The organism is Salinivibrio sp. IB872, assembly GCF_001995345.1.
Lineage (GTDB): Bacteria > Pseudomonadota > Gammaproteobacteria > Enterobacterales > Vibrionaceae > Salinivibrio > Salinivibrio proteolyticus.
Genome location: NZ_MUFO01000008.1, coordinates 24,763 through 40,313 on the forward strand (window position 1 = coordinate 24,763; position 15,551 = coordinate 40,313).

The window sequence follows — 15,551 nt, forward strand, 5'->3', positions numbered from 1 at the left end:
AGGGAACAGTATGTCAACGACGGCGTCCAATCGATTAACCATTCGTCGTATGCGGCCGGACGATACGGAGCCGGTTCTAGATATCTGGTTAAATGCCTCACTGCAGGCCCATGATTTCATTGATGAGGCGTTCTGGCATCAGCAACGTGATGCCATGCGTGCCTCTTATTTACCGATGGCTGAGGTGTGGGTAGGAACCCATCAAGAGGTTATCCTTGGCTTTTATGCATTGCATGGTAATACGCTGGCGGCGATTTTTGTCGATCCTGCCCATCAGGGTGCCAGTGTGGGCAGTCAATTGCTCGATCATGCCAAACTGCAAAAGCCCACTATCGACCTCACTGTGTATCAGAAAAATACCGCCAGTTACGCTTTTTATCTACGTCACGGTTTTGTGGTTGATAAAGAGCAAACGGATCCACATACCGGAGAGCGTGAGTGGCGAATGGTCTATTCTGGCAATTAATAATATTTGAGTCAGTAATGTGATTTGTGATTAAAAAATAAGACACTCTGTATGGCAATAAGCAATACGGTCTATAGTCAGAAAGTTGGTTAGTTGTCCCCAGGGTCAGCCTGCGCTGGCCAAATATCACTTTCTTTTCATATGGAGTGTCTGATGAAAAAGACAAATATTCCCTATGGGCCTTCGCAGCGCCCTTGGTGCGAACAGGTGCCTGACTTTGCGAAAGACTATGTGTCGGCGCCCACCCATGATCCTCTTGTCGTCTACCAGCAGCGAAACCAGTCCTTTGCGTTGCAGCAAACGTCTCTTTGCAGTCAAGACTTTGAGATCCCTCCACTTGGTTTATCGGATACAGAGCAATATCAAGCAATGAGGACATTTTATGTCTATAGCGCGCAACAAGCTGATCGATTTTTAGGGTATCAAGTCGAATCGAGGTTTATGCTGGCAGAGCCAAGCGACCGTGACTATGCGCCTGTGCAGTCAGGCTCAGAACAAGGGAATTGGCGCCAAGTCGACTATCCATCACGCATTGCGCCGTTTTTGACTATGAGCCTCAATAATGTTGGGGATCCGTTTGTCGATGGTGACTTCACGCTCAACTCAAAAAATATTGAGCGTATGGTGTTAGATTATTATGCCTGCCTGTGGCGAGCTCAATGGCCATCACTGGGTTATCAACCACAGACTGAGCACGTAACGCCTGCACAGCAAAATGAAAGTTACTGGGGATATGTGCTGACGATGGGCAGCACAGAAGGGAACTTATATGCGATGCTTAATGCACGTGACTATCTGTCAGGACGAATGTTGTTACGCGACCAACTGGCTGAACAAGCACTGAGTGCACAGAAAAATTCGCGTATTGATGAGCAAAGTGAGTACTTTTCTGTGTATCCGGACACCGGCGAGGCTAAGTATCACCCCGTCGCATTTTTTTCAGAAGATACACATTACTCCATCGTAAAAGCGATGGAAGTAGAGAAAATTGATACGTTCGCAACCTTAGGTCGCCGGTTATACCCCGAACAAAACCCACTTAACGAAGGAGAACCTTGGCCTGATGCTGTCCCATCTCAAGGGCCGACGGAGGCGCTTCCTGTAGGGTCTGGGGCTGTTGATATTGATAGTCTAATTACACTCGTACGCTTCTTTGCCCAAAAGGGGCACCCGATTTTGGTTGTGTTGAACTTTGGTACCACATTTAAAGGGGCGTACGATGATATTCCCAAGGCTTTATCAGAACTTGAGCAAGTACTCAAAGAGACCGGACTTTTCGAACGAAAAGTCACGGTGAAAACGGACACGGGTAAAACCTATGAGGAAATGCGGAGTGGCTATTGGGTTCATATAGACGGCGCTCTGGGGGCGAATTATGCGCCGTTTATTCAAATGGCGTCACCACACGATATGCCCCTTCACAATGAACTCGGCACGCGCATTCCAAAGGAAGACATTGCAGCGATGCCAGCATTTGATTTCAGTTTACCAATGGTACATTCGATGGTTGCGAGTGGTCATAAATGGCCGGGGAGTCCATGGCCAACAGGCGTGTATATGACCAAACAAAAATACATGGTCTCGCCGCCAGACGATCCTGAATATATTGGTTCGCCAGATACTACCTTCGCGGGATCACGGAGCGGTTTATCACCATTGATTTTATGGCACTTCTTCGCTACCAATAGCTATCAACAACAACGTGAAAAAGCGCTTTATGCCATCGAACTTGCTTATTATGCCGTTGAGAAGCTAAAGGAGGTAGCAGCCTATTGGCGTGAAGTGTCTCAAGGTCGCCCCGAGGAGGAATGCCCGCCTGATGGGCTGTGGTTGCAGCACACTCCACTATCGTTATCACTGATCTTCTCGCAGCCGAGTGATGAAGTTATTGCTAAATATTCGTTAGCGAAAGAGACGATCACAGATCCCAATGACAATAGTTTTCAGAGGCAATACGTGCATCTATTCACGATGTGGGATGTCAGCGAAGCGCGTATTGATGCGTTGTGTAAAGATTTGATGTTGCCGAATGCGTTGAAACCTTTGGGTATCGTTAAAAAGCAGATCGACACACCGAGTCGAGACTTACCAAAAAACCACACTCATTTACCACTTAAAGGACGCTCGTTCCGATAGCTGTTTTATCTTCCCCTTACTGCAGCAGTAAGGGGAAGTTTGGTCCTACCATAAATAGTAAAAACCTCTTTATTTGACTAATATTGTGTTTTTTTGTTAGTTTGGTCCTACCAAAATAGAAGGGGTAATCATGACGACATCCACTAATAGCCTTTTTCATCCGGTGCAAATGGGCCGGGCCAGTGAAGATGTGGCATTACAAATTGAGTCAGCGATTCTGTCTGAGGCGCTAAAGCCGGGTGACAAACTACCCAGTGAGCGTGAGCTTCAGCAACAGTTCGGAACAGGGCGTGGTGTGGTGCGTGAGGCGATTCAGGCACTCAAGCAAAAAGGCCTGATTGAAATCCGCAAGGGTCAGAAAGGCGGTGCTGTCGTACGCCAAGTGGATGTCCATCATATCAGTGAATCACTGGCGCTGTTTCTCAAGCAAAGCCATATCAATGCAGAGAAAGTGGCGGAGTTTCGTGAAACGGTCGACCAAAGCTTGGTTTTACTTGCGATGAGTCGCGGGAGTGAGGCGCAGAAAGTCACACTGCAGGAAACCGTAGAAGCCTTAGCAGCTGAAGCGGCGAGTGTGAGCCCAGATCTTGATCGATTAGGGGAGCTAGATCGGGCGCTAAACCTGCTGATTGCTGAAATGTCAGGCAACCCAATTTTTGAGTGGGTGATGCATGCGCTGCAACAAGGCTTTAGCTCGCACGATTATGCCCTTTATCAGGTGGCGGAGTATCGTCGCCAAACGGTGGAAAACTGGCAGCAGACCGTCCACCACATTGTTGCCGCAGAGCCTTTTAAGGCGCAGGCAACGATCAGCCACCACTATCGGTTGCTACAACAATGCATTGATGCACAAGCATCAAGCAAATAATAAAAAACACTTCAAAAAGGAAACCTCTAACTATATTCACCCATAACCGCGCCACCAAGATGGCGAACACGTCACTGCGCGCGGGAAGGAAAACTGGAGGTTTTATGGGACTGCAACAAAACTACGATTACATCATTATTGGCGCGGGTTCAGCAGGCTGTGTGTTGGCGAACCGTTTGAGCGCCAATCCAGATAACAAGGTGCTACTTCTTGAGGCGGGTCGTCCTGATTATCGACTTGATTTTCGCATTCATATGCCCGCCGCACTGACATACTTGCTGACTGATGGCACCTATAACTGGTTATATGAATCCGAGCCCGAGCCGAACATGCATAATCGCCGTATCGCGCAGCCTCGTGGCAAAGTGCTTGGCGGCTGCAGCAGCATTAATGGCATGATTTACATCCGTGGTAACGCCATGGACTATGAGAAGTGGGCCAACGAGCACGGATTGAAAAAGTGGGATTATGCCCATTGCCTGCCGTATTTCCGCAAGTGTGAAACACGTTTGCAGGGCCAAGATGACTACCATGGCAACAATGGCCCACTGGCAATCAGTACAGCAGATTGCGATAACCCTTTGTTTAGTGCTTTCTTTAATGCCACCCAGCAAGCGGGCTATCCATTAACCGACGATGTGAACGGTTATCAGCAAGAAGGGTTTGGCATTTTCGACCAAAATATCTATCGCGGTCGTCGCCACAGCGCTGCGCGAGCGTATCTTCACCCGGTGATGAATCGTAAAAATCTTACCGTGATCACGGGCGCGACAACCGACAAAGTGCTGTTTGAAGACAAAACGGCTATCGGTGTGGAATACCGCAAGTGGGGACGGAAGAAAACCGCCTATGGTGCCGAGATTATTAGTTGTGGTGGTGCAATCAACTCACCGAAGCTGTTGCAGCTATCGGGTATTGGCGATGAGATCATGTTGAAAAACTTGGGGATTAAGCCGGTTCACCATTTGCCGGGGGTGGGTGAAAACTTGCAAGACCACCTTGAGCTTTACGTGCAGTATGAATGTAAAGAGCCAGTCAGCATGTATCCCGCGCTTAAGTTCCATAATCAACCGAAAATCGGTTTTGATTGGCTGTTCCGTCGTAAAGGTGCTGCCGCGACCAATCACTTTGAAGCGGGTGGCTTTGTACGCGGTAATGATGAGGTGGCGTACCCGAACTTGCAGTTCCACTTTTTACCTCTGGCAATTCGCTATGATGGTTCGGCACCCAACAAAGGACATGGCTTCCAGTTGCATGTGGGGCCAATGAATACCGATGTGCGCGGTTACGTTAAAATTCGCAGCACCAATCCAGATGAGAAGCCAGAGATCTTCTTTAACTATCTCTCTACGCCACAAGAGCGTAAAGAGTGGGTGGAAGCGATTCGCGTATCTCGAGATATCATTGCGCAACCTGCGTTTGACCACCTTCGCGGTAAAGAGTTATCACCGGGCAGCGATGCGCAAACCGATGAAGAGATCCTCGAATTTGTGGCACGCGAAGGGGAAAGTGCTTACCACCCCAGCTGTACCTGCAAAATGGGCTTGGCGAGCGATGAAATGGCGGTCGTGGATGAATCTTTGAACGTGCATGGGGTGAAAAATCTACGTGTCGTCGATGCGTCCGTTTTCCCTGCGATTACCAATGGTAACTTGTATGCGCCGACGATCATGGTAGCTGAAAAGGCGGCAGATATGATCATGGGGCATACGCTCGCACCCGCGAAAGACGCTGAGTATTACCGTTATGTGCCAGAAACTGGATCTCAGTCGGTAGAAAAAGCGACGGCTGACGTGGCGTAATCGGCCGCTGTTTTCGGATGAAAGCCAGCAGAATGCTGGCTTTTTTATGGGGCGTTGTCCGTGTTATCTGAAGGGCTTGTTGACTGGTTGAGTTGGTACTTTGCCGCGCTATAGCTTGCCACGCTGTAGGGAACGAGATAGTTGAGTAGGGCATGGCCGATACTAAATGAGCCATCGGCCCACAGCGCATCGCCTTGATTGATAATATTGAGTATTGTCCCCACCACTAAAGCTATTTTGATCGCGTTAATGACCAAGCTTCGCTCTACGAGTATGCGAATGAGCGATCGCATCAGGTGTCCAGACCAAGATGACGTTCATTCGCCCGAGCAAGTAGCGCTTGGGTGGGGATTGTATCGATGGTTTCTTGGATCACCCGACGAATTAATGCCGTATCAGGCTTGCGACGCTGTTTAGCCGGTGAAAGTTGAACCCCGGTGGGTGCGAGGGTGTAAGTGCCGTCAGCCTTCACCAGCTTCGCTTGTTGCAAACAAACGGGGCAGTGGAGGAGGTGTCCTGATTTATCAGAGCGATACCGTGTAATGGTCGGGCCGCATGTGGGGCAATGATATAAGGGGATCCCTTCGTCGGTGTGCGCAATGATCGAATCCAGTTTACCGGCCTTGGCTAACGCAACGAAGCGCGCGCCCAGCTTTTCATCGAACTGCGTGCCAAGGTTCTCTTCAATAATGGCAATGGCTTTTTCTTTTGGCATGGCATTGCGGTAGGGGCGTTGACTGGTCATTGCATCAAACGCATCACAAATGGCAATTACCTTGGCATCCGCTGGGATAAGGTGGTCGTGAAGTTGATTGGGGTAACCTTTACCATCAATGCGCTCATGGTGAAGTCCAACGGCATTACTGACAATAGTAGCGAGAGGGTGGCCTTCAAGGATATACAAGCCTTCATTGGGATGGTTCTGGATCACAGCGAACTCGTCATCGGTGAGTTGAGCTGTCTTGCGCAAGATCTCATCGGGCACACTGACTTTACCTAAGTCGTGTAAAAAGCCTCCAAGTGTAACCGCAGCGCGATCTTCCTCTGACCAGCCTTCCTCCTCCGCCAGTGTGTAAGCAAAACGCGATACTCGCCAAAGGTGCCCACCGGTATACGGGTCTTTCGATTCCACGCTCCACGCCAAAGTGAGCAGACTTTGAAATAAGCGCTGTGCTTGCTTATCGCTCGGTGCGGCGGCCAGCCACTGACGTAACCATTTCATCACGCGTACCTTTATTAAGCAGATGTAGAGAATAAGACCAGGTTTATCGTGAAACGCTTTCACTTTCCGATGGGGCGGATACTTGTAAGAACTTCGGTAACGTGAGCACCACCATCACGCCTTGGTTGATATCTGAGTCAAAACTTAGTTTGCCTTGAAGCTTTTGTCTAACCAGATTAAACACTAAGTTGAGGCCAAGCCCCGAGCCTCCTTTGCCTCGCTTACTGGTGTAAAAAGGCTCAAAAATTCGCTGATGCAGTTCAGACGGTACACCTACACCATTATCGGTGTATACGACTTGTACTTCGTCGCCTAAGTCACTGACTTTAACATTTATTTCTGGGTTTTCGATATTCTCAAATGCGTGCCGCACGCTATTCATTACCAAGTTTGAGACGACTTGGGTCAATACTCCGGGCAAGCTACTCATTTCTAGGTTGGCATCACCTTCGATAATGGGGACGACGGGCACTTTTTTGGTTTCAGGGCGTAAACTCCCCATAAGCGCGTCTAGCGCTTGCACGACGCGAAACTGACTGCGGCTCTCTGAGACTTGGTCGACGGCCGTTTGTTTGAAATCACGAATCAAGCGGGCGGCACGATTGAGGTTGTTTTCCAACATGTCGGAGCCATCGACGATCTGCTTCATCACCGCTTCAAACTGTTGACTGGTAAGGGATTGGTCCGCGAAGGCATGATTGAGTGTGGCTACCGCCTCTTTAATCACCGAACTGGCAGTCACCGCGATCCCGAGTGGTGTGTTTACTTCATGCGCAACACCGGCAACAAGGCTTCCCAAAGCAGCCAGTTTTTCTGATTCCACTAACTGGTTCTGTGCCGCTTTCAGATTTTCCATACTCTGTTCTAAATCTTGAGTCCGTTCATGGACGGTTTTCTCCAAGTTATGGTTCAGTAATTGCAATTCAAGCTGGGTTTGCTTTAGCTCGGTGATATCAATTGCCGTTCCGCGAAAACCGACAAATCCTTCATCGTTGAAGTGAGCAATGCCCTGAAAAACAAAGTAATGAGGACGCTTATTCAATAGTACTTGCTCTTCACACATGGTGAAGTTCTCGTAGTCTTCAAGATGGTCAAGTAACGACTGGCAGTTGGCGAGTAAAGGCAGATCGCGGACTTTGGGCGTATTGTGTATATCAATATCAAGTGCTGTTTGCATGGCATCTGAGCAAAACGTGAGACGCTGTGCGGCATCGGTTTCCCACAACCAATCTGATGACGCGCTGGTAAAGTCCGCAAGACGCTCCTGCTCCAAAATAATATTTTGGTATAGGTTAGCCATACGCTGGGTAATTTTGTTGGTCTCTTCGGCAAGCCAGTCAAGTTCGTCATCTTTTGCCATGATGAACTTGCGATGCTTTAGTTCCAGTGGCTGATGAATGGGAGCTAACGGCTCAAAATGACTTAGGTGTTTGGCAATTGAGAAGACCCGCTGGTTGACGCTTTGGTGGAACACCCACATAATTAATGAGCAGACAATCAGGGTTTTGATGCCGTTGAGGAGTAGCGTGATAACGAACTGACGTAACAAAATGTCGTAGATTTTTTTAGCGTCTGACTTGATAGTTAAGGTACCTAACTCAATGCGTCGATCTGTGTCAGGATGAAAATAAATTAGCTCAGTGCTACTCATCACACTGTTCTGGCTAATAGGTTGACCCGCATCAAGGACGACACCATCGAACTCAATTGACAAATAGTCGATATAAGGCAAGTTCACGAGCCCATCGAGGCGATTCTGTGCACTCACCAAGTCAAAAACCCACAGGGAGGAGGCAATCAAATCGGCATGTACGTTTTCAATTTCGTAGTGGCGACGATCGACGTTGTCGAACGCTTCTTCATAGTCCCATGAAAGCTGCAGCAGGGTCGTCATGATGGTAAAAAAGCTACTCAAAAACACCATCAATAAGATGATCCGCCGTCCGACAATGCTGAACAGCGGGTGATTAATGCTCTCCTCAAACTTCTGCAGTTGACTCATTGCTTCCCTATCGTATGCTGATCATCTTCGCGTTGTTGTTGCGAAGTGATATTGGCGAGGTTCAATGGAATTAAAAACATAAACTTGGCGCCGTCTCCGGACGTCGATTCAAACTGTAACTCGCCTTGTAGCTTTTGCTTGACCAAGTTAAAAACCAAATTCAGTCCAAGCCCTGAGCCTCCACGTCCGCGTTTGCTGGTATAAAAGGGCTCAAAAATGCGTTGATGCAACTCTTCGGGAACGCCACAGCCGTTATCTTGGTAGCACAGATAGAGGTGCTCATCTTGGCGTTCAAACTCAATCAGAATTTGTGGTGTGTTGGTATCGTCGAATGCATGATTAATACTGTTCATCACCAAATTGGAAATAACTTGAGTGAGCACGCCGGGAAGGCTGTGCATGATGACTTTTTCCTCGCCCTTCACTATCGGCTCGACGGGCACTTTACGCGTTTCAGGATGTAAACTGGCAATAAGTGCATCGATGGTTCTTTTTACATCAAATTCAGTATGTGCTTCTGAAACTTGGTCGACAGCGGTTTGCTTGAAGTCGCGAATCAAATGAGACGCACGATTTAGGTTATGCTCGAGCATGTTGATACTATCATCTACCTGCTTCATCAGTGACGCAAACTGAGTGCTCGTCAGTGTCTGTTCCTTGAAGGCCTCGTTGAGCGACGTGGTGATCTCTTTCACCACCGAGGAGGCGGTGACTGCAATGCCTAGCGGGGTATTCACTTCGTGCGCAACGCCAGCCACCAAGCTCCCTAGTGCGGCTAACTTCTCGGACTCCACTAATTGATCCTGCGCGGCCTTTAGTCGCTCCATGCTTTCTTGTAGCTCGCGGGTGCGTTCATCGACCGTGACTTCGAGGTTCTGGTTTAACGTTTCGAGCTCAAATTGGGTCTTTTTGAGCTCCGTAATATCGATACCAGTACCGCGGAACCCACGAAATCCATCAACACCATAGTGGGCGAGTGCCTGAAAGACGAAATAGCGGGTGTCTTCATCAATTTGGATGATTTCCTCACACATCGCAAAATCTTGCTGACGCTGCAAATTACCAATGAACTGGTTACAACCAATGGTGGTGAGCACGTCATGTAAATAGGGTAACTGTTTAGCATCGATACCCAAAGCGTGACGCATCGGGTCAGAGCAAAACGTGAGTTTGAGGTCGGCATCGGTCTCCCACAGCCAATCCGAGGACACATGGGTGAAATCAGAAAGGCGCTCTCGCTCTAGCATGATGTTGCGATACAGCGTTGACATGTTGTCGGTGATTTTATTGGTTTCAGCTGCAAGCCAGTCGAGCTCGTCTTCCTTTTCCATGATGTATTTCGTTTTTGGCAGAGTGAGCGTTTTGTGTGCTGGGTCTAGCGGATTGTAGCCCCGTAAAAATTGAGCAACATGGAATACGCGCTGGCTCACAGTGTGATGAAAGACCAGTAGAATCAGATAACAAACTAGCAAGGTCTTAATAGCGTTGAGTAGCAAAGTAAGAAAAAACTGCTGAATCAAATGTGTGTATATCGTATTGATGTCCGATTCAACATAAATCGTCCCGATACGCTGTGTACGCCCTGTGTCTGGATCATCATATTCGAGTGGGTATTCATTGACGAGCTTACTGACCTCGACAGGTTCTCCAGCGTCGAACAAATAGTTCTCTGAGCGTACGGATAAATAATTGACATGGGGAAGGTTGACCAAGCCATCCAGACGCTCTTGCACACTGCTTAGATCATAAATCCAAAGCGAGCTTGCCAATAAATCGGCATGAATATTCTCAATTTCATAATGACGGCTATCCACATTGTTGAATGCTTCGTCATAGTCCCAATACGTTTGCAAAAGCGTGGTGAAAATGGTGAAGAAGCCGCTGAGAAAAATCATGATCAGCAAAATTCGACGGCCAACAAGGCTGAAGAAAGGGTTACGGATACTTTCATCGAATTTATGGCTTTTGCTCATACGTCTACAGTCATCGATGGCAACGGAATCAAATTTAAGTGTAGATGAAAAAACAGGATGTCATACCCATGGTATCTGTCTTGGCTCGCCTACACTAAAAAGGTTCGGTTACTATGGAGCTCATCATGCACCGGTTGATAAAAGTACTCATTAGTTTACTCCTTTTTGCAACGGCCCCTGCTTGGGCCACGAATGTGATGCTGATTCAAAGCTATCACTATGGCTATGATTGGGATAAAAGCTATATCGCTGGTCTAGAAAAGGCATTGGGCAGTGATTACACGCTATCTCGCTTTGAAATGGATACCAAGCGGCTGCCACCCCGTGAGTTTGAAAAGCAGGCGGATAAAGCCTTTGCCGCATACCAAGCAGAAAAGCCTGAAATCGTGGTACTCGGCGATGATAATGCGCTGAAATACATGTTGCCAAGGCTCTATGATGAGCCCATTTCGATTGTTTTTTTAGGTATTAACTCTAACCCTCGCCATTTGCTTGCCGAGTATGAGGGGCAGGCAAAAGTCACGGGGGTGCTGGAGTTGCCGTTATTTGTACGGAATATGCGTGAAATCAGCATGCTGCTAGGTAAGAAAAACATCAAAGTAAAAGTGATGTTCGATTCGGGGGTGACTTCCGAAATTGCTGCCGAGTATATATTGCGTCAATACGAGCAAATTCGACGAAGCTTGGGTATTGAAATCAATATTGCTAATGCCGTGACCTTTCAAGGCTGGCAACGAGAAATCGCCGCCACACAATCCGGTGGCTTTGATGCAGTGATTGTTGGCTTATATCAAACCTTGGTGGACAGTGAAGGAAACAATGTTGATTCAAATCAGGTGCTCAGTTGGACTAATCAACATGTGGAGGTGCCGACCTTTGGCTTTTGGGACTTTTCCGTCGGTAAAGGGAAGACCGCTGGTGGCGTTGTGCTATTCGGTGAGTCACAAGGCCAACATGCCGCCGAGCTCGTCAAACAAATTAATGCTGGTGCTGACGCAAGCACGATACCGATTCAAATTGGTCGCCAAGGGCGTGCGATCTATAGTGCCAGTGAAATGGAACGCTGGTCGTTGACGCCTTCTTCACGGTGGCAAAACATTGATTGATGGCGTGAGGATGAAAGCCTAAGTGCTGACGATAACGTTGGTCAGCACATTTTGGGATAAGCAATCGTTTTGGATAACACGCACAAAAAACGCGCTCAAACGGCGCGTTTTGATTGCTGGGTAAAAGCATACGGTTAGTCTGGATGCGCTTCGCGGATTGCAATAAAGTCGTCCCAGTTATCGATCAGCAAGTCGACCAGTTTGGGCTCAAAATGTTTGCCGCGCTGTGCGACCAGCTCGTTACGAATGTCGTCATCAGTCCACGCATCTTTATAGGACCGTTTTGACCCGAGTGCATCAAACACGTCGGCCAATGCAGAAATCCGTCCACTGACAGGGATGTTTTCCCCTGCCAATTTATTGGGATAACCACTGCCATCCCATTTTTCATGGTGAGTCGCGGCGATTTCTTTGGCAACCAAAATTAAACGGCGTTTGGAATGGCTTAGAATTTCAACACCATATTCCACATGTTTTTGCATGATCTCCCACTCGTCAGCATCGAGTTTGCCAGGTTTGTGCAAAATGGCATCTGGGATAGCCACTTTGCCCACATCATGCAGAGGTGAGCCGTGTTTAATCATGGTGGCCTCTTGCTCACTCAGACCATAAAGCTCAGCGAGACATTCACAGAACAAAGACACCCTTTGTACGTGCGCCCCCGTTTCTTTACTCCGCGCCTCCACCGCATTGGCGAGGTTGTAAACCAGCTCTTTGGAAGTTTCACGTAAATCCACCATCAAGCTGAGATTCTCGAACGTGAGCCCAATGTTTTGCATATATATTTTCAGCAAATGTTGGTCGAGCTCGGAGAGTGTTTTCGCGTGATTCACGTAAAGGAGAAATTCAACATCCTCCTCGTCACGATGGAACAGCACAAACCCATCATCAAATTGGATGCTTTGTTGTTTGTTCAGGGCTTGTTGGCAACGCTCTGAAACTGTTTTAGGCAACTTCTCAAACGCACATTCACTGTAGCAATCGACGTATTCCCCTGTCGCGGCGAGGGTCAGTGCGCGTGACTCTTCTGCGCCAGGGCGAGGTTGTACCACGCAGTAAAAGGCTGAGTCATGAATGTGTAGCAATGAGGTAAGTTGCTCCAACACTGCTGTCGCATAGTGTTGCAGGTTAGTAGTGTTTTGGACGTTGGCCGACGCCTCAATCACCCGCTTTAATCCTTGTTTTTGTTCCTCAATCATGCACAAATCGCGATAAGAGCGCAGCATAGAGTAGAGTAAGGTTTTTAGCTTTTGGGTGGTGAGTTCGGTTTTTTCTTTGTAATCGTCAATATCGTATTCGCGGATGACTCTGTCTTCGGGGGCTTGTCCCGCTTGGCCAGTCCGCAATACCAACCGGATCACGTGGTCATTTTTCTCATCGCGGATATATCGCACTAGATCTAAACCCGCGTGCTCGGTTTCCATCACCACATCCACAAGTGCCAGGGCGATACCTTCCTCTTTTGCGAGAATGTCTTTTGCTTCTTGCCCTGATAATGCCGATAAAATCTCGAGCGGGCGATCTTGAAACGTAAACCCTGTTAACGCCAAGCGCGTCACCTCGTGCATCAAATCATCATCATCCACCAACAGAATACGCCAAGGCTCGTGAGTGGAAGCCTGATTCGCTTCTGGTGGGGATGGAGATGCGTTGTCACGCTGATCCGCAAACAAGTCCATGATCTTCGCCTCTATTCGCGTACTTCGTAATTAACTAAAGCGTAGTTGAGCAAAATAAAAGTTGCGAGTTGGGATAACGCATTCAATTAGAATCATGTTGCTGCATTAGTGAGTTTGTTTCGATACCTCATTAGAGATCACTGATCTAGCACATAACAGCTCTGTTTGTCTTTGATAGTCTGGAAGACGCACCCGCTTATCGGATGTAGTCGATTGCACAAGTTTGGCGGTTTGGCGGATAAAACAGTGCCGTCATTCAACGTGTTGCGTAACGCATCAGTAAGATTGTTGTGATGCGGATACCATTTGACAGTGAGCGGTTTTGCGGGCTTTTGTGATCACAGTTTTACTGACTAGACAACAATCACAATCAGACTTTGATAAACAAACAAGGCAGTTATGTTTAAAAAACTTTCATTAAAAAATAAGCTTGCGCTATCGGCGAGTGTCGCCATCATCATTGGTGGTTTATTGGTTGAAGCTCTCTCATTTCGGGCGTCACTATCACGGCTTGATACCGAGGTATCGCAACGTCTCGAAAGCACGACGGCCTCATATAACCAGTATGTGGCGGATTGGATCGTATCGAAAGAACGTGCGATGACGTCGCTAAGTAGTGACGCCAACCTTAATAGCATTGTGACGCACTTAAAACAGGTTCGCGATTCGGGTGGGTTTGACAATGTGTTCCTTGCTTACCCCGATGGTAGCCAAGACAACGCGAACGGTGTGGTCCTCCCACCCGGTAATGATGATCCACGCAAATGGGGTTGGTACATCAATGCCAAAGCGGATCCGTCCAGTGTGTTTATGGATAACCCTACGGTAGCCGCAGCGACGGGCGCCAATGTGGTCTCTTTAGGTAAAGCCTTGCAACTGGGTGGCGACATGGTGGTGCTGGGTGCTGACGTTGAAATTGGCGACATCATTGAGGGGCTTGAGAAGGTTATCTTGCCTGGGCGCGGTTATATGTTGATTGCCAATGGCGATGGCAACATCTTTACCCATGCCAATACGGATCTTCTTAACCAACCCGTCAGTGATTTAGGCCTATCGTTAAGTACGGTAAAAAATGCCGCTAATTCGGGCCAAGATCTCATGGCAGAGGTGAACGGTGAGCAAAGTGTGGTGTATGCCAAACCGATTGCCGATACAGGGTTAATGACGGTCACAGTGATCAATTATGACTCGCTGGTAGCGCCTTTGTTCGATGCGGTGTGGGGACAAATTGCCGTGACCATCGGGGTGGTGATTGCGTGTACTTTGTTATTTAACCTGCTGGTTAACGTCCTGTTTAAACCACTGACCAATGTGTCGAATGCGCTTGAGCAAATTGCCCATGGTAGCGGTGATTTGACCCAGCGGATTGAAGTAGAGAGTGAAGATGAGGTCGGGCAGTTGGCGCACAATTTCAATACTTTCGTCGGAAGTATGCACCAACTCATCAGCCATATTCGAGAGCAGGCCGGTCAGCTGACATCGCAATCAAAAAGCAGTACCGATCGTGCACAACGCAATGTGGATGATATTAATCAGCAACAACAAGAAATTACCATGGTGGCGACGGCCGTGACAGAACTGGCCTCGGCGACGCAGGAAATTGCCTCTCATGCAGAGCACACCGCAAGCACCGCACAAGATTCAACCGCAAGCACCAATAATGGTCGGGCGGTGGTGGAGAACACCAAGACGTCAATTACGCGCTTGGCCGATGAGTTGAAGCAGGCCAGTACCATCGTGGCGGAGTTGGATAGTCACTCCCAAGAAATCTCGACCGTTCTGTCGACCATTCAAGATATTGCTGAGCAAACCAATTTGTTGGCGCTGAATGCGGCGATTGAGGCGGCGCGTGCAGGCGAACAGGGCCGTGGTTTTGCGGTAGTTGCCGATGAAGTGCGCATCTTGTCTCAGCGCACCCATGCATCGACTGAAGAAATTAAATCCACGATTGAGACATTGCAAACCACCACAGCCAATGCCGTTTCTATTATGGAAAGCAGTTCATCATTGGCCGGTGATTCAGTCGCGGACGCTGATAAAGCCACTGCGGCATTGAGTGAGATTGACGCGGCGGTTAACCAAATTAGCGATATGGCGACTCAAATTGCAACGGCTGCTGAAGAACAAACCCATGTGACTAGCGAGATCACGCAAAATATTACCTCAATTAAAGATGTGTCTGAGCACCTTGTTCATAGTGCGAACGATGCGTCTGAAGAGGCGGATGGGTTGCGTATTCAAGCGGCGAACCTTAGCGAAAAAGTGGCAACCTACAAACTTTAAACGCGCATCTGGCT

General features: G+C 48.3%; 11 protein-coding genes. 6 read left to right on the forward strand and 5 right to left on the reverse strand.

The window, feature by feature from the left end; genetic code table 11:
* Positions 1-10 precede the first annotated feature (10 nt).
* The 4 genes from BZJ18_RS05460 (at position 11) to betA (ending at position 5,272) form a co-directional block, all read left to right on the forward strand.
* The gene (locus BZJ18_RS05460; RefSeq protein ID WP_077455634.1) at positions 11-466 is read left to right on the forward strand and encodes a GNAT family N-acetyltransferase; all 456 of its coding nucleotides are present in this window, start codon (positions 11-13) and stop codon (positions 464-466) included.
* A gap of 153 nt (positions 467-619) precedes the next feature.
* On the forward strand, positions 620-2,602 hold the full coding sequence (locus BZJ18_RS05465; RefSeq protein ID WP_077455635.1) for a hypothetical protein: 1,983 nt from the start codon (positions 620-622) through the stop codon (positions 2,600-2,602).
* 130 nt (positions 2,603-2,732) lie between these two features.
* Positions 2,733-3,470, forward strand: a complete 738-nt coding sequence (locus BZJ18_RS05470; RefSeq protein WP_077455636.1) for a FadR/GntR family transcriptional regulator — start codon at positions 2,733-2,735, stop codon at positions 3,468-3,470.
* A 104-nt stretch (positions 3,471-3,574) separates the two neighbouring features.
* Positions 3,575-5,272 carry a choline dehydrogenase gene (gene betA, locus BZJ18_RS05475; protein WP_077455637.1) on the forward strand — a complete coding sequence of 566 codons (1,698 nt, stop codon included), beginning with the start codon at positions 3,575-3,577 and terminating at the stop codon, positions 5,270-5,272.
* A 44-nt stretch (positions 5,273-5,316) separates the two neighbouring features.
* On the opposite strand, the gene nrtS is transcribed toward betA, so the two are convergent.
* From nrtS to BZJ18_RS05495, 4 genes are read right to left on the reverse strand one after another with little or no spacing between them, the layout of a single operon-like run.
* Complete coding sequence (gene nrtS / locus BZJ18_RS05480; RefSeq protein ID WP_077455638.1) at positions 5,317-5,565, reverse strand: nitrate/nitrite transporter NrtS; 249 nt, start codon at positions 5,563-5,565, stop codon at positions 5,317-5,319.
* The gene (locus tag BZJ18_RS05485; RefSeq protein ID WP_077455639.1) at positions 5,565-6,494 is read right to left on the reverse strand and encodes an HD-GYP domain-containing protein; all 930 of its coding nucleotides are present in this window, start codon (positions 6,492-6,494) and stop codon (positions 5,565-5,567) included. Before BZJ18_RS05485 ends, nrtS begins: the two co-directional genes overlap by 1 nt.
* A gap of 43 nt (positions 6,495-6,537) precedes the next feature.
* Positions 6,538-8,496: a sensor histidine kinase gene (locus tag BZJ18_RS05490; protein ID WP_077455640.1), complete on the reverse strand. Its 1,959-nt coding sequence runs from the start codon at positions 8,494-8,496 to the stop codon at positions 6,538-6,540.
* On the reverse strand, positions 8,493-10,469 hold the full coding sequence (locus BZJ18_RS05495; RefSeq protein ID WP_077455641.1) for a sensor histidine kinase: 1,977 nt from the start codon (positions 10,467-10,469) through the stop codon (positions 8,493-8,495). The genes BZJ18_RS05490 and BZJ18_RS05495 overlap by 4 nt, the downstream gene beginning before the upstream one ends.
* 137 nt (positions 10,470-10,606) lie before the next feature.
* On the opposite strand from BZJ18_RS05495, the gene BZJ18_RS05500 reads away from it, so the two are divergent.
* On the forward strand, positions 10,607-11,575 hold the full coding sequence (locus BZJ18_RS05500; protein ID WP_443216500.1) for an ABC transporter substrate-binding protein: 969 nt from the start codon (positions 10,607-10,609) through the stop codon (positions 11,573-11,575).
* Between the two features lie 134 nt (positions 11,576-11,709).
* Here BZJ18_RS05500 and BZJ18_RS05505 read toward each other — a convergent pair whose 3' ends face one another.
* The gene (locus tag BZJ18_RS05505) at positions 11,710-13,254 is read right to left on the reverse strand and encodes a DUF3369 domain-containing protein (protein ID WP_077455643.1); all 1,545 of its coding nucleotides are present in this window, start codon (positions 13,252-13,254) and stop codon (positions 11,710-11,712) included.
* Positions 13,255-13,653: 399 nt separating this feature from the next.
* On the opposite strand from BZJ18_RS05505, the gene BZJ18_RS05510 reads away from it, so the two are divergent.
* A complete protein-coding gene (locus tag BZJ18_RS05510; protein WP_077455644.1) occupies positions 13,654-15,537 on the forward strand; it encodes a methyl-accepting chemotaxis protein in 1,884 nt (627 codons plus the stop codon).
* Positions 15,538-15,551 lie beyond the last annotated feature (14 nt).

Excerpts from the sequence above, each read along its gene's own strand:
- BZJ18_RS05495 (WP_077455641.1), bottom strand. The coding sequence starts at position 10,469 with ATGAGCAAAAGCCATAAATTCGATGAAAGTATCCGTAACCCTTTCTTC.
- BZJ18_RS05460 (WP_077455634.1), top strand. The coding sequence starts at position 11 with ATGTCAACGACGGCGTCCAATCGATTAACCATTCGTCGTATGCGGCCG.
- BZJ18_RS05465 (WP_077455635.1), top strand. The coding sequence starts at position 620 with ATGAAAAAGACAAATATTCCCTATGGGCCTTCGCAGCGCCCTTGGTGC.
- BZJ18_RS05505 (WP_077455643.1), bottom strand. The coding sequence starts at position 13,254 with ATGGACTTGTTTGCGGATCAGCGTGACAACGCATCTCCATCCCCACCA.
- betA (WP_077455637.1), top strand. The coding sequence starts at position 3,575 with ATGGGACTGCAACAAAACTACGATTACATCATTATTGGCGCGGGTTCA.
- BZJ18_RS05490 (WP_077455640.1), bottom strand. The coding sequence starts at position 8,496 with ATGAGTCAACTGCAGAAGTTTGAGGAGAGCATTAATCACCCGCTGTTC.
- BZJ18_RS05470 (WP_077455636.1), top strand. The coding sequence starts at position 2,733 with ATGACGACATCCACTAATAGCCTTTTTCATCCGGTGCAAATGGGCCGG.
- BZJ18_RS05510 (WP_077455644.1), top strand. The coding sequence starts at position 13,654 with ATGTTTAAAAAACTTTCATTAAAAAATAAGCTTGCGCTATCGGCGAGT.
- nrtS (WP_077455638.1), bottom strand. The coding sequence starts at position 5,565 with ATGCGATCGCTCATTCGCATACTCGTAGAGCGAAGCTTGGTCATTAAC.
- BZJ18_RS05485 (WP_077455639.1), bottom strand. The coding sequence starts at position 6,494 with ATGAAATGGTTACGTCAGTGGCTGGCCGCCGCACCGAGCGATAAGCAA.